The organism is Paracoccus aminophilus JCM 7686 (assembly GCF_000444995.1).
Taxonomy (GTDB): domain Bacteria; phylum Pseudomonadota; class Alphaproteobacteria; order Rhodobacterales; family Rhodobacteraceae; genus Paracoccus; species Paracoccus aminophilus.
In genome coordinates, this window is sequence record NC_022049.1 from 189075 (window position 1) to 203273 (window position 14199).

General features: G+C 66.7%; 12 protein-coding genes. All 12 read right to left on the minus strand.

Annotated elements, in window-relative coordinates; translation table 11 throughout:
- Positions 1–20: 20 nt before the first annotated feature.
- A complete protein-coding gene (locus tag JCM7686_RS19000; protein WP_020952344.1) occupies positions 21–1301 on the minus strand; it encodes an LLM class flavin-dependent oxidoreductase in 1281 nt (426 codons plus the stop codon).
- Between the two features lie 12 nt (positions 1302–1313).
- Positions 1314–2312 (minus strand): LLM class flavin-dependent oxidoreductase, encoded by a 999-nt coding sequence (locus JCM7686_RS19005; protein ID WP_020952345.1) that lies wholly within the window; start codon positions 2310–2312, stop codon positions 1314–1316.
- Positions 2313–2325: 13 nt separating this feature from the next.
- Positions 2326–3654 carry an LLM class flavin-dependent oxidoreductase gene (locus JCM7686_RS19010; protein ID WP_020952346.1) on the minus strand — a complete coding sequence of 443 codons (1329 nt, stop codon included), beginning with the start codon at positions 3652–3654 and terminating at the stop codon, positions 2326–2328.
- Positions 3630–4952, minus strand: a complete 1323-nt coding sequence (locus tag JCM7686_RS19015) for an NtaA/DmoA family FMN-dependent monooxygenase (RefSeq protein ID WP_041528222.1) — start codon at positions 4950–4952, stop codon at positions 3630–3632. The genes JCM7686_RS19010 and JCM7686_RS19015 overlap by 25 nt, the downstream gene beginning before the upstream one ends.
- 19 nt (positions 4953–4971) lie before the next feature.
- Entirely contained in the window at positions 4972–5988 is a 1017-nt protein-coding gene (locus tag JCM7686_RS19020) for an MsnO8 family LLM class oxidoreductase (RefSeq protein ID WP_020952348.1), read from the minus strand.
- A 9-nt stretch (positions 5989–5997) separates the two neighbouring features.
- Complete coding sequence (locus JCM7686_RS19025) at positions 5998–7041, minus strand: LLM class flavin-dependent oxidoreductase (protein ID WP_020952349.1); 1044 nt, start codon at positions 7039–7041, stop codon at positions 5998–6000.
- The gene (locus JCM7686_RS19030) at positions 7038–7670 is read right to left on the minus strand and encodes a GNAT family N-acetyltransferase (RefSeq protein WP_020952350.1); all 633 of its coding nucleotides are present in this window, start codon (positions 7668–7670) and stop codon (positions 7038–7040) included. The genes JCM7686_RS19025 and JCM7686_RS19030 overlap by 4 nt, the downstream gene beginning before the upstream one ends.
- Positions 7671–7741: 71 nt before the next feature.
- Positions 7742–9358 carry an ABC transporter substrate-binding protein gene (locus tag JCM7686_RS19035; RefSeq protein ID WP_020952351.1) on the minus strand — a complete coding sequence of 539 codons (1617 nt, stop codon included), beginning with the start codon at positions 9356–9358 and terminating at the stop codon, positions 7742–7744.
- A 459-nt stretch (positions 9359–9817) separates the two neighbouring features.
- Positions 9818–11314, minus strand: a complete 1497-nt coding sequence (locus tag JCM7686_RS19040) for an HAL/PAL/TAL family ammonia-lyase (RefSeq protein WP_020952352.1) — start codon at positions 11312–11314, stop codon at positions 9818–9820.
- Positions 11315–11345: 31 nt separating this feature from the next.
- A complete protein-coding gene (locus tag JCM7686_RS19045) occupies positions 11346–12170 on the minus strand; it encodes a MaoC family dehydratase (protein WP_020952353.1) in 825 nt (274 codons plus the stop codon).
- A complete protein-coding gene (locus tag JCM7686_RS19050; RefSeq protein WP_020952354.1) occupies positions 12170–12961 on the minus strand; it encodes an SDR family NAD(P)-dependent oxidoreductase in 792 nt (263 codons plus the stop codon). Before JCM7686_RS19050 ends, JCM7686_RS19045 begins: the two co-directional genes overlap by 1 nt.
- A gap of 14 nt (positions 12962–12975) precedes the next feature.
- Entirely contained in the window at positions 12976–14187 is a 1212-nt protein-coding gene (locus tag JCM7686_RS19055) for a CaiB/BaiF CoA transferase family protein (protein WP_020952355.1), read from the minus strand.
- Positions 14188–14199 lie beyond the last annotated feature (12 nt).

Genomic DNA, 14199 nt, shown 5'->3' on the forward strand with positions numbered 1-14199 from the left:
CCTTTTTCGTGTCGCGGGGGTCAGGCGACCAAAGGCAGCGGGTCGCGCAGGCCCAGATTGCCGCGCAGCGTCGGCTCGGCGTAATCGCGGCGGAAGACGCCCCAATCCTGCAGGATCGGGATGACCTGATCGACGAAATCGTCAAAGCCGCCCGGCGTGTAATGGGGCGCGAAAACGAAGCCGTCGCTGGCGTCTTTCTGGACGTAATCATTGATCTCGCGCGCGACGCTTTCCGGCGTGCCGACGAAATGCTGGCGGGCGGTCACGCGAATGACCAGCTCGCGGATCGAGAGCCCCTCGGCCTCGGCCAAGGCGCGCCATTGCCGCACGGTCTCGCGTGCATCGTCATGCTGGCGCGTGCGGCCCTGCGAGAGCTTGTCGCCCTCGAAATCAGGCTCGATCTCGGGCAGCGGGCCTTCGGCGTCATAGGCGGACAGATCGCGGTTCCAGGTCTGTTCGAGCAGCGCAATCGCCGCGCGCGGGCTGACCTGGGCAAGCCGGATCTGGCGCAGATTATAGCGCGCCTCGTCCTCGGTGCCGCCCAGAATGACATTGGCGCCGGGAAGGATTTTCAGCGCGCCCGCCTCGCGGCCGTTTTTCAAAACGCGGGCCTTCACATCGCGGTAAAAGGCCTGCCCCTCGGCCAGAGTGCCGTGGCGCGAATAGATCACATCGGCATGGCTCGCGGCGAAATCGCGGCCCGCATCGGAATCGCCTGCCTGCGCGATGACCGGACGGTAATCATGGTCTTTGGGCAGGCCGAAATGGCCGCGACCATAGGGGCCGAGATCGTAATCCTGCCCCGGACTGGCCCAAAGCTCCCTAGCTGCCTCGACAAAGCCGCGCGCGCGATCGTAGCGATCAGCATAGGGCAAAAACCCGCCGCGCCGGAAATTCGCGCCGGTGAAATCATTGGGCGAGGTGACGACGTTCCAGCCGACGCGCCCGCCGGACAGATAGTCGAAGCTCGCCAGTTCACGCGCCAGAATGGCGGGCTCGTTGAAGGTGCTTGAGAGCGTGTTGATAAAGCCCAGACCCTCGGTCACCCCCGCGAGCGCGGCCAAGATCGCCAGCGTATTCGGCCGCCCCGCGACATCATTTTCATAGATCCGGCCCTTCTGCTCGCGCAGGCGCAGGCCCTCGGCCAGAAACATGAAGTCGAACTTGCCGCGTTCAAGCGTCTTGGCGAAATGCAGAAAGCTCTCGATCGCGATCTGGCTGCCCGCCTGCGGATGGCTCCAGACGGTGAAATTGTTCACGCCCGGAAATTGGGCGCCGAGAATGACCTGTTTCTTGCTCATCTTGCGGCTCCTTCAAGCAACCAGAGGGGAGGCGTAGCGGTTCGGGGCAGGCGCAAAGCCAAGGCGGCTACGCAAATCGCCAGAGCGTGGCGCGGCGATCAGACCGGCCTCGCGCAAAGCGGGCAGCTCGGCCAGCAACGGCGTCAGATCGCGGGCGGGGTCGGCGGGCGAGAGCCGCCAACCTTTGAGCCCCGCGTGATGCAGCTCGCGCAGATGGGCGGTCAACTGCCCCGGCGCGCCCTGCCATTGGCCGGGGCGGCTCGCAGCCTCGCCGCCATAAGCCACGGTGAGATCGCCCCAGATCACGCCCTCGGCGGGTGCATTCAGCCCCGAGGGCAGGAACAAGAGATCCGCCCCGACCGCGGCTGCCGGATCATCCGCGCCGCGCGCGGCCAGCGCGACCAAAGGCTGGCCCTGCGGCGGGCGCGGCGTGATCGAGGGGCCCGCAATCGAGAAATGCTTGCCCGCGAAATGGATGTGATGCAGCCGGTCGGCGTCGAGATAGCGATGCTCGGGGACATTGCGGATGACGGCATCGTCTTGCCAACTGTCCCACAGCGCGCGGATCGCGGTGAGGCTGTCGGCGAGATCGTCGCGCAGATCGTCGCCCTCGGGCGTCGGGTAGTGCTGGGACTGGCCGATGGCGGCCAGCGCCTCGGTGGCGAGATCGGAGTCCGCCGCTTGCAGCAGCAACCCGGCGCGGCCCTTGGTGATGAAATCGAGCGTCGCAATCGCGGTCGAAATATGGAAGGGCTCGTGAAAATTCGCGAAACTCCCGGGCAGGATGCCAAGGTTGCGCGTCTGCGCGCCCAGCCAATTGGCGAGCAAGATCGCATCCGGGCCCTGCAGGCCGGGGGCGGCGAAGGCATCCGCAATCGTCACAAACTCCGCCGCCTCATCCAGCCGCGCAATCAATTTGCGCCAGTCGGCGGGGGTCAGCGGCTGGCCAGACGCGGTCTGATCTGTCGTCAGGCCAATGGCGAGCGGAACCGGGGCATGGGTCTGGGTCATGGGCACCTCTGGGTCAGGAAAGCGCCGCGAGGCCCAGATGGCCGCGCAGCGTCGTGGTGTCGTAGCCGTCGCGGAAGAGCCCGCGCCGACGCAATTCGGGGACGACCAGCGTGGTGAAATCGCGCAGGCCCTCGGGCATCAGCGGCGGCATGATGTTGAACCCATCCGCGCCGCGCCCCTCGAAACGCTCCTGGATCGCATCGGCGATGTCTTCGGGCGTGCCGACCACCTGCCAATGGCCGCGCGCGCCCGCGACTTTCAGGTAAAGCTCGCGCAGGCTCAGCCCCTCGCGGCGCGCCTTGTCGAACAACAGCTGGACCCGGCTTTGGCTGCCATTTCCGGCAAAGGGCAGATCGGGCGGCGGGCCGTCGGGATCGGCCTTGGCCAAAGCCTCGCGCATCCAGCCGCCGGTCAGAAGATCGAGCCCGATCGCCGGATGGATCAGCTCTTGCAGGGTCGCGAGCTTTTCCTGCGCCGCGTCGCGCGAGGGCGCGACCACGGGAAAAAGCCCCGGCAGGATGCGGATCGAACCCGGCGCGCGGCCGAAGGCTTCGGCGCGGGCGTTCATATCGGCGTAAAAGGCCTGCGCTTCTTCGAGCGTTTGCTGGGCGGTGAAGACCAGATCGGCGGTGCGTGCGGCCAGAGCGCGCCCGGCCTCCGACGCGCCCGCCTGCACCGTCACCGGGCGTCCCTGCGGCGGGCGCGGGACGTTGAGCGGGCCCTGCACCTTGAAGAATTCGCCCGCGTGATCGGTCACATGGCGCTTTGCCGGGTCGAAAAAGCGGCCGTCTTCCTTGTCGTAAAGGAAGGCATCGGCGTCCCAACTGTCCCAGAGCTTATGGACGACATCGACGAATTCCTCGGCCCGGGCATAGCGGTCGGCATGGAGGAAATGCGCCTCGCGGTTGAAGTTGCGCGCCTCGTGATCCGAGGCTGAGGTGACCAGATTCCAGCCCGCGCGCCCGCCGCTCAGATGATCGAGCGAGGCGATCTTGCGCGCGACATGGAAGGGCTCGTTGAAGCTGCTCGATTGGGTGAAGACCAGACCGATGCGCTCGGTGACCGCAGCCAGTGCCGAGATCAGCGTCACCGGCTCGAATTGCGCGACATAGCTATGCGCGGTGCGCGAAAGCACCTCGGGATCGTCGCTGCGCGCGCCCGCGCCATCGGCGATGAAGATCAGGTCAAAGGCCGCCGCCTCGGCCTCGCGGGCCAAGTCGCGATACCAGCCGAAATCCACCCCCGCCCCGGCATTCGCGGCAGGGTGACGCCAAGCCGCGATATGGTGCCCTGCCGGAAACAGGAAGAGGCCGAGGCTCAGGCGGTCCGGGCGGCGTGCCATGTCTGAGCGTCCTGAAGGGCCGGAAGGCCAAGATTGGCGCGGAAACCGCCCTCGATATAGTCATCGTCCAAGAGGTTGCGCTTGCGCAGTTCCGGGATCAGACCATTGACCAGCAGATCCTCTTGATCGGGATTGCCAAGGCCGTGCAGCGTCAGAACATTGACGACGCCCGCGTTGAAGCGTTCCTCGACCTTGGCCGCAATCTGTTCGGGCGTGCCCGCGACATGCCAATGGCCGGTGTCCTCGGCGCGCTGGATGAGCTCGCGCAAGGTCAGCCCCTGTTTGGCGAAACCGAGGAAAATTTCGACGCGACCGCGCCGACGGTTGACCTCGTCAAGCTCGGGCAAAAGGCTCGCGGGCAGGGGCCGATCGAGCGGCAGACCCTGCAGATCGACGCCGCCGCCCAGCATATCGGCCAGACGCAAACGGCCTCGGTCATAGTCGAGCCGTTCGGCACGCTCGCGCAGGCGGCGCGCGGTATCAGCCTCGCTCTCGCCAATGACGGAATGGAGCGAGTTCATGATGAAGGGCGCGCCCTCGACCCGACCGGCCGCGCGGGCCAGACTGCGCAGGCGGGTGACAAAGGCAATCGCCTGTTCGAGCGTCGGCTGCGAGGTATAGACGACCTCGGCCAGCTCCGCGCCAAGGCGAATCCCGGCCTCGGACTGGCCCGCCTGCCATTGCACGGGGCGGCCCTGCGGCAAAGGCGCGATGTTCAAAGGCCCGGCGACGTTGAAATATTTCCCTTTGTAATCAATCCGCCCGAGCTTCTTCGGATCGACCACGACCGAGCCCGAAGCCGTGCGGCGCGCGACCGAGCCCGGGTTCGCGTCATAAAGCGCGTTCAGGATCTCGATGAATTCGCGGGCACGTTCATACCGCGCCTCGGGGCTCGGGAGATCGGTGCCGAAATTCTCCTCGCCGACCGAAGAGGTCACCGCATTCCAAGCCGCGCGCCCGCCCGAGACGTGGTCAAGCGTGCCGACCAGACGCGCGATGTTGAACGGATCGTAAAAGGTCGTCGAAAGCGTCGCGACCAGCCCGATATGCTGCGTGTGCTGGCTCAGCGCGGCCAGCGTGATGAGCGGATCTTGGACCCCCGTGCTGCCCGCCAGCCCCTCGGGATCGGCCTGCAACAGATCGGCGGTGAAAAAGCCCGTGATCTTGAGCGCCTCGGCCTTGCGTGCGAGCTCGATGGCGCGGTCGATGCCGGTCCGGGGCGAGGGATCGGCCTCGGCATGGGTGAAACTGGGGGCGCCGAAAAGCGTCTTGAGCCGGTGCGGGCGTGTCAGGGTCACGGGGTCTTCTCCTTTGAAATCAAACCGTTTCGACGGAAGGGGCGGGCGCTTGGGCGGCATGGGCCTCGCCCAGCCGGATCACGGACTCGCGCCGCGCCTCGGCCGCGCTGACCGGGCAATCGACGATGAATTCCTCGATCCCATAACGACGGTTCAGATCGCCGAGATGGGCGTGGATGTCCTCGGCGGTGCCGAAAATCGCCTGCGGGGTCAGCTCCTCGATCTGGTAATCGCGCGCGCCAAGGGCGGCGGCCTGTTTCTTCGCCGCCTCGCGCGAGCCGAAGTTGAGCCGCTGGCGGCCCGGCACGATCAACCGGTAGCGCATCAGGTCGCCCGCAAGCGCGCGCGCCTTGGCCGCATCAGCGGCGGCAACGGCGGTCAAGGCAAGGATCGGCGCGCGCCCGCTCGCCTCGCGATAGCTGCGGGTGACGGCGGCAAAGCGCGCCTCGCCGCCGTCGATGTGGGCGGCATAGACCAGCCGCCAGCCGTGGCGCGCGGCCAAAAGCGCGCTTTCCTCGCTCGCGCCCAGAAGATAGCGCTCGGGCGGTGTGGTCGGGATCGGACGGGCGAGCAGGCTGTCGTCCTCGCTCTCGCCCCGGTCCTGCAAATAGCGGCTGAGATCGGCGAGTTTCGCCGGGAAATCAGGCAGATCGGCCTCGTCGAGGTTCTGGCGAAGCGCGCGGCTGGCCTCGGCCCCGCCACCGGCGGCTTTGCCAACGCCCAGATCGACCCGACCCGGCGCGAGGGCGGCCAGAAGGCGGAAGACCTCGGCGACCTTATAGGGGCTGTAATGGTTCAGCATGACCCCGCCCGAGCCGATGCGGATGCGGCTCGTCTGGGCCAGAAGATAGGCCACCAGCACCTCGGGCGCGGGGCCGGAAACGGTCGGGCTGTTGTGGTGCTCGGCCACCCAAAAGCGGCTATAGCCCAGCTTTTCGGCGGTTTTGGCCAGCGAGACGGTGCGCGCCAGCGCGGCCTCGGGCGCCTCGGCGCCGTCGAGCGGGGATTTATCGAGAAGTCCGATACGGTAGCTCATGTCACAGCCTCAATTCGCGGCTAGGGCCGGGGTGGCGAGAAGATGGCGCAGCGCCAAAGCGTCCTTGAGGATCTGGCGGTAATCCTCGGGCGGGAAGGCATAGGGCAGCTCGAGACGCAGCTCGCTGACCTCGGCCAAAGCGGCATCCTCGCGCAGCCGCGCCGCGATCACCTCGACCGGGCCGACGAGATCGGGCAGGTAGAGCGTGCGTCGGGCGTTCTGCGCGGGTTGGTGGGTGCGCGCATCGCGGGCGGCGGCGAACTCGCGGTAGCGCGCGGCGGTTTCGGGCGTGGCGCTGTCGGTCGGCAGGATCACCCGGCCCAAAGCGACGCGCGGCTTTGCGATCCCCGCGCCCCCCGGCGTGGTCGCGCTTTGCCAGATCGTGCGAAACTGCCGGATCAGCCCGGCCTGCACGGTGCGGAAATCATCGCCGGTCTCGCCCGAGACGATATTGCCGGTGAGCAGATTGAACCCCGCTTTCGCCGCCCAAGTGACAGAGCCGGTCGAGCCGCCGCCATACCAGAGCCGCTGCAAAAGCCCCGGCGATTGCGGCTGAAGGCGCGGGATCTGGCTGCCCGCCGCATTTCCCGCGACCGCCTCTTGCGCCAGAATATCGCTCGACAGCGCCTGTTTCAGCCTCTCGGCCTGCGCATAGCGCGGCCCCGGCGCGGGCGCTGCCAGCAGATCGCCCAGAAGCCCCGCGAACGGCGCGCTGCCGGTGCTGACGCCGACATGAATGCGCCCGCCTGAAAGCTGATCGGCCAGCGCCAGATCCTCGGCCAGACGGAAGGGGCTTTCATAATCAAGCTGGATCACCGCGCTGCCAAGCCCGATGCGCGAGGTCCGTTGCGAGGCCGCCGCGAGAAAGACCGCCGCCGAAGAGACCCCGCTTTCGAGATGGCGCTGGCGCACCCAGGCGCTGTCATAGCCAAGCTCTTCGGCATAGGCGAAGAGGCGCAGGGTTTCTTCAAGCCCCGCCGCTGGGGATTCCGGGCGGAAGGAGCCGGGGATCAGAAAGGCGAGATGGTTGATCCCGCCAAGGTGGCGGGTCATGCCGATCTCCTTTCCTGATGGCGCGCGAGCCGGGCAAAGATCAGCTCGGCCTGCGCGGCCTTGATCGCGGTCACGACTTCGGCGGCATCTTCGGGGCTGGCCGAGGGGATGCGGCGCGCGCGCTCGGGCACTTGCCCCGCCGCGCGGCCAATGCGCTTTTCAAAGGGCAGCGAGCCGTAAAGCGACAGATCATCCGAAAGCCCGAAAAAGGCGTGATAGCCGTGGCTGAGGTAAAGCTTCTGCGCCTCGGGCTGGCGGTGGCCGGTGGTCAGATAGGCGCGGGTATAGCCAAGCTCTGCCGCGCGGTCTTCGAGCGCGGCCATGATCCGGCGCGAGAGGCCCTGACGGCGCAGACCGGGATGGGTCCAGATCCGCTTGATCTCGACCGTCTCGTCGTCATGGCTCATGAAAGCGCCACCGGCGATGGTCTCGCCATCCCGTTGCAGGATCAGGAAATCACCGAGCGGCGGGTGAAAGAGCGCGGGCGGATAGGCCGCGATCTCGGATTCCACGCTGCGCGGCGGGCCGCCGTCCTTGTTGTAACGCTTGCCATATTCCTCGACCAGCCCGGCGAAAACCGGACGGGCCTCGGGCGAGTCAGAGGGGACGCTCAGAAGAATGTCAGTCATCGAAATACCAGCCAGCGGATGATCCAGAACGCGGCCCCGTGCGGGGCCGCAAAGTCGCGTCACTTGGGGAATTACTTGTCCAGCCAGATGCCTTGCGCGTTTTCGGGCAGTTGCTTGAACGGGCGGAAGCTGATGCCTTGGACATAGCTTGCGGCGGCGACCTGATCCTCGGGGACGTAAAGCGGCAGGGCCAGAGCGCGGTCCTTCAGCGCGAAATCCTGCAATTTCGAGTAAAGCGCGAAGCGTTCCTTCTGGTCGAGCGTGCCCGAGGCCTTGACCAGCCACTCCTTGAGTTCCGGGTCCGAGGCGCGGCTATAGTTGATCGTGCCGCCTTCGCTGAGCGGCAGGTAGTGATATTCGATATCCACCGCATCGGTCGGCGTGTTCGAATTGGCGATGCCGCCGAAGACGCCGGTCTTGCGCCGCTCGGTATAGGTGCCCGCATCGACATAGACGATGGCGAGATCAATCCCGGCATTCTGCTTGGCCTGCGCCTGCAAAGCCTGCAGCAGCACGTCGCGCTGGTCGCGCACGGTGGCTTGGGCCTGAATGACCTCGATCGTCAGGCGCTTGCCGTCCTTGGTGCGGTAGCCCTCGGCGTCGCGCGCGGTCCAGCCCGCCTCGTCGAGCAGTTGATTGGCGCGCGCCGGGTCAAAGCCGTAGCTGCCTTCGATCTTGGCGTCATAGAACTGCGAGTCGATCGGCGTGGTGATGCCCCAAGCGCGCGTGCGCTCGCCGCGATAGACCGAGGGAATGACGCTGGCGAGATCAATCGCCGCCTGCACCGCTTGGCGCACTTTCACGTCCTGCGTCGGGCCGTGTTCGACATTGAGAAACAGCGAATAGGGCGTGCCGGTGTTGAAGGCGGTTTGATAGGTGAATTGAGGATCGTCGCGGAAGATGCTGGCATCATTGCCGGAAATCCCCTCGATCACGTCAAGCTGGCCCGATTGCAGCGCGCCGGAACGCACCGCCGATTCCGGCAGGATGCGGTAAGTCACCTCGTCGAGATAGGCCGGGCCCTGGTTCGCGGCGGTCGCCGGCGGCCAGTGATAATCGGGGTTGCGGACGTAATGGAGCTGCTGGCCCTTCTGGTAATCCTTCAGGATAAACGGCCCGGTCCCGGCGATCTTCGGCCCGCCTGCCTGCAGCTCCTCCGAGGCGAAGGCTTGCGGCGACAGGATATCGAGGCTGCCCGCGAAATCGAGGAAGGGCGCGTAGATCTGCTTGAGCTTCAGCTCGACCGTATGCTCGTCAAGCGCGCGGACCGAGGCGAGTTTCGCGGCGGGGCCTTGAGCGATGCTGGGCGCATAGGCCGGGTCTTGCACGGCCTCGAAATTCTTGACCACGGCCTCGGCGTTCAGCGCCTCGCCATCGGTGAATTTCACGTCATCGCGCAGGGTGAACGTATAGGTTAGGCCGTCCGGGCTGACGGTATAGGATTTCGCGAGCCACGGCACATAGCCCGCATCCGCCGTGCGATAAAGGAGCGATTCATAGGTGTTGCGCAGGTAAAGCTTGGTCTTGTCCTGCCCGTTGCGATGGGGGTTCAGCGTCGCGGCCTCGGTCTCGATCCCCCAGGTGAGCGAGCCTCCGGTCTTGGGTTCCTGCGCGGCGGCGGGGTCGAGATGCAGGCCAAGCGCCAGAAGCGCGGCCAAAGCGGTCAGGTGGAAATCTCTGCGTTTCATGTCGTCGTGGGCCTTGGCTCTGATGCGGAGGGCATGGGATCTCCGGTCGCATCCAAGGGGATGCGGGGAGGGGCCTTCGCCGTGTCCGGGGTTTATTGTCTACTTATTGAGTGTATGATTGACAGGAAGCCGCAAGCGGTCAACGGCTTTGAAAGCGGTCCGCGATATTTGGTCAATCCAGCCGCTCGCGCGGCGTGGCGAGAGAAAAAATTCTTCGCGCCACCGGAGGAAACGTGATTTTGCACAGCGGCGCTTTGCGCGGTCCGGTCGCCGCAAGCCAAGCGCGAGCGGGCAGGGTTCCGCGTCTTCCGAGTCGCGCCCGGCTCGCGGCTGATTTGGCCGTCGGATCAAGGCTCAGACCAAAGGCGGAGGCCGGGCGGCCCCCAAAAGCCGCGGGCCGAGGTCTCCCCCGGCCCGGCAAATGTTCCGGCAGATGTTCCGGTCGATTTACGGCAGATGTTACGGTCTGGGCAGCGAGACCACGGCGGCGATGCGGGTGATGTCGCTCGAGACCTCGCGATCCTCGTCCAGAGGCGCGGACAAGATGCGGATCGCCTCATAGCTTTTGCGCGGACCTTCGCCCAGTTGATCGACCACGCCGCGCAATTCGACCGCGGTCGCCGCCGCCATCAGCTCGATCGCGACGAGATAGCGGAAGCGTTCGACGATCTCGGCGGTTTTGGCGACGACGCGCGGCGCCATCGAGGATTGATCCTCGATCCCGTCCGAAACCGCCATCGGGCTCAAGGAAATCGGATTGGCGAGGTGGCGGATCTCGGCCTCCAGCGCGGCAATCGGCTTTTGCACCACCGCGAAACCGGCCTGATGCTGGCCCTTGGCCGACAGAAAGCGCGGCAGATCCGAGACCGAGGCCGACATCAGCTTCATCGTCCGGCTCGCCGTCGCCGCCGCCGCATGGGCCAGGGCCTGACCCAGACGCTCCCAGGACAACACGAAAGCGGTCATGTCGAAATTGCCATGCGAGACGATCTTGTCGCGGTCAGGCAGGATCACCGGATTGTCGCCGGAATGGGTCAGCTCGATCTCGGTCGCAAGCGTCGCCTCGTTCAGCGCATGAAGCAGCGCGCCCCAGACCTGCGGCACGCAGCGATAGCTCAGCGGATCTTGCAAGCGCCGCGCAGCGCCCGGCTGCCACAGCCCGCTGCCCTTGAGTTCCTCGCGCAGCCGCGCGCCGATCTCCTGCTGGCCAAAGGCCGGGCGCGCCGCCAAAGCATCGGCGTCGAGCGCGGTGGTCGTGGCGCGAAACGCCTCGTAATTCAGCGCGACCGCCGCCAGCGACCAATCGAGCGCGTTCTTGGTGTCCTCGGCACAAAGGCAGGCCGTGCCGGTCGAGAGGCTGTTGGCGACGACCAAGGCATGGCCGTCCTTTTCGCGGATGTCCAAGGGTTCGAGCCCCGCGAGCAGCAGCGCGCTCGCGGCTGGCATGACCTTGCCGCCGATTTCCGCCATGCCGTCGCCGCGCAGCGCCTTTGCCATATGGGCCAGCGGCGCAAGATCGGCCGCGCCAATCGAGCCCCAGGACGGGATTTGCGGATGAAGCCCGGCATTGAGCGCCGCAACCAGCCCGCGCACCACGGTTTCCGACACGCCCGCGCCGCCCGCAGCCATGCCCGAAATGCGCGAGACCATCAGCGCGCGCACGGCATCGGTCGGCAGCATCGGGCCAAGCGCCACCGAATGGCTATGAGTCACCCGGCGCTGGAAGTCGATCATATCGGCGGCGCTCAAGGGCGTGTCCACGCTCGCGCCAAGCCCGGTGTTCAGCCCGTAGACCGGGCGGGATTCCGCGGCAAACCGCTCGACCAGCGCGCGGCTCGCGCGGATGCGGGCCACGGCGGTCTCGTCGAGAACCAGCTCTGCGCGATCGCGCGCAATGGCCGAGACATCGCTGGCGCGCAGCGGGCTTTTGCCAAGAAAGACTTTGTGCGAATTCATCGCGGGGATACTCCAGAGTGACGCCCGGACATCAGTCGAGCCGGACAAGGCCGCGATCAAGCGCGGTGACAGAGCGGGCGGGAACGCGCAAACGGAAGCGGACCTCTTGCGCGTCGCGCCACAGATCCAGCTCGAGCGCCTCGCCCGGATAGACGACGGCGGTAAAGCGCGCGGCGATCTCGCGCAAGCGGCCCGCATGGGCGCGGGTGATCGCGCGGGCGGCATGGCCGAAGCTGCACAGCCCATGCAGGATCGGCGCGTCAAAGCCCGAGGCGCGCGCGACCTCTGGGTCGGAATGGAGCGGATTGGTGTCGCCGTTGAGCTGATAAAGCAGCGCCGCGCGTTCGGGGATCTGGATCGCCAGCGTCTGATCGGGCGCGCGCTCGGGCAGGGGGGCCAAAGCCTCGGGCGGCGTGCCCGCTTGGCCCGTGCCGCCGTCAAAGCGGCAGGCATCGGTCTGGCTGACCGTGACCAGCGCCGCGCCGTCGCTTTCGCGCCGGATCTCGCGCGCAAAGGTCGTGAACATGCCACGCCCCTCGCCTTTATCGACCACCGCCGTCGCCCGCGTCCGCGCGATCAGGGGCGTGTTCAGGGTCAGGTGGTCGTGAAAAGTGACGCGCTGCTCGGCATGAACGACGCCCGCCCAAGTCGCGCCGACCGCCTGCATGAAAAAGCCGGGATGGCACAGGACATTCGCCATATCCGGCGCGATCCGAGGCGTGGGGCCTGCGACAAAGGGCAGGTCATCCGTGCCGTAACCCACGGAAAGCGCGTAAAGAATGGCGTCGCGCGGGGTGATCTCCTGACGGATCTCCTCGCCCTCATGCGCCATGATCGCCTGTGCCGTCAGCGCCATCATGCGGCCCCGGCGGGCTTGCGCGCGCCCATCAACTGGACGCCGCCGTCGATGGAAATCAGCTCTCCGGTGACGAAATTCGCGCCCTCGGCGAGCCAGAGGATCGCGCTTGCGATATCTTCCGGCGTGGCGATGCGGCCAAGCGGCGTCTTGCCTGCGGCCTCTGTGGCGAAGGCGGTATAGGCCGCGTCACCCATGGCGCGGCTCATCCAGCGCGTGTCGATCAGACCCGGACAGACCGCATTGACCCGCACCTCGGGCGCGCAGGTCCGCGCCAGCGCCTTGGTCAGCGCATTCACCGCGCCTTTCGAGGCGGTATAGGCCAAGGACGAGCCACCGCCGGTAAAGGCGACATGCGAGGAGACATTGACGATCGCGCCCTGACCGCTTTCCCGCAGATGCGGCAGCGCCGCGCGGCACATCTGGTAAAGCCCCACGACATTGACGCCAAAGACATTCTGGAAATCCTGCGCCGACAGCGTTTCGAGATCGAACGGGTCCGACGAGACCGTCATCGCCGCATTGTTGACCAGAAGATCGAGCCGCCCCCATTTGGCGACCGCCGCCGCGACCATCTCGCGGCAGGCGGCGTCATCGGCGACATCGGCGCGAAAGACCAAAGCCTCGGCGCCCGTGGCGCGGCAGGCCTCGGCGGTGGCATGGGCCTCGGCCTCGCTGCGGGTGTAGTTGATGACGACGCGCGCGCCTTTTTCGGCGAGCATCTGCGCGCAAGAGGCGCCGACGCCGGTGGCCGAGCCGGTCACGATTGCCACGGATCCGTCGAGTTTCATCGCATGCGTCCTTCTCAGATGATCTTGCCTGCGCGCAGGCGGGAAATGTCGTCGGGGGAAAGCCCCAGCACCTCGCCCAAGACCCCGGCGCTATCCGCGCCCAAATCAGGGGCCGGGCCGCTTTGCCCGCGGGCGAGTCCCGCGAAATGGGCGGGCTGTTCGGGCACGCGCAGGGTGCCGAGCCGGGGATGGGTGATCTCGGTCAGAAGGCCGCGCGCGCGGGCCTGCTCGCTATTGGCGGCCTCATCCACCGCCCAGATGCGCGAGACCGGCACGCCCGCTGCGGTCAGCACCGCGACGACCTCGGCGGCCGAGCGCGCGCGGGTCCAGCCTTCCAATTCGTCACGAAGCGCGCGGCGGTTCTGGCTGCGCAGCTCATCGGTGAGGAAACGCGCGTCCTCGGCCAGCTCTGGCCGACCAATCGCGGCGGTCAGCGTCGCGAACAAAGGCTTGCTCGCGACCGCGATCATCACCGGCTCGTCGGCCGCATCATAAGAGCCGAAGGGGGCCGACAGCGGATGCTCATTGCCGCAGCGCAAAGGCCGCTCGCCGGTTTTCTGCCAGCTTGCCAGCACCGTCGGCAGCAGGCTGAAGAGCACGTCGAACATCGCCAGATCAATCACCGTGCCGCGCCCGGTCAGGCCCTTTTGCACCAGCCCTGCCGTGATCGCCTGCGCCGCAGAGATGCCCGAGACGATATCGCCCACGGAATCGCCCACCAAGGTCGGCGCGCCGTCGGGCATCCCGGTCACGCTCATCAACCCCGAGAGCGCTTGGGCCACCACGTCATAGCTCGGCGCTTCCGCCATCGGGCTGATCTGACCAAAGCCCGAGATCGAGCAATAGACGAGGCCGGGATGCGCGGCGCGCAGAGTTTCGGCGTCGATGCCAAGGCGCTTGGCGACACCGGGGCGGAAATTCTCGACCACGAAATCGGCCTTCGCAGCGAGCTCTTGCGCGATGCGCCGCCCCTCGGGCTGGCGCATGTCGAGCGTCACGCTTTCCTTGCCGCGGTTGAGGAAGTGGAAATTCAGACTTTCCCCTTCGCGGAACGCGCCGACATAGCGCTGGTCATCGCCATGCAACGCCTCGACCTTGATAACGCGCGCGCCCTGATCGGCCAGCATCGCCGTGCAATAGGGCCCGGCCAGCATCCGCGAGAAATCAAGGACGGTGATGCCATGCAGCGGACCCTTTGTGGCGGTTTCGGGCGAGGATGAGGTCATGGGAGCTTCCTT